Here is a 327-nt window from a genome sequence, read left to right on the forward strand (position 1 = left end):
ACCCCTCTCCCCGCCGCCACCCTGTGCGACCTCGTGCTTGCCGTAACGGCAACGAAGCTTGCTCGACCGGCCGTGCCGTTCGACGATCGCGGTACCAACAGCGAGAGGTGGACGTCGTGACCCCACAGAACACACCGGAACCGGCGGAGCGCGCCTCGGCCGCGCCCGCCGCCCCCCTGGACCGGGCGGAAGGCCCATTCGGGCCCGAAGCGGAGCGCCGGGTCTGCGAGCTGGTGCTCGGAGACCGCCGCCACGGACTCTGACGGGCTGCCTGCCGCCCCGCCCGGCGTCAGCGGCCCCACGGCCACGAGGCCGCCCGCCCTTCCC

1 protein-coding gene is annotated in these 327 nt (G+C 74.9%); it reads left to right on the plus strand.

The window, feature by feature from the left end:
• Positions 1–116 precede the first annotated feature (116 nt).
• Positions 117–263: a hypothetical protein gene (locus tag E0D90_RS26985; protein WP_157996967.1), complete on the plus strand. Its 147-nt coding sequence runs from the start codon at positions 117–119 to the stop codon at positions 261–263.
• Positions 264–327 lie beyond the last annotated feature (64 nt).

It is taken from the genome of Streptomyces otsuchiensis (assembly GCF_004305975.1).
GTDB classification, from domain to species: Bacteria; Actinomycetota; Actinomycetes; order Streptomycetales; family Streptomycetaceae; genus Streptomyces; species Streptomyces otsuchiensis.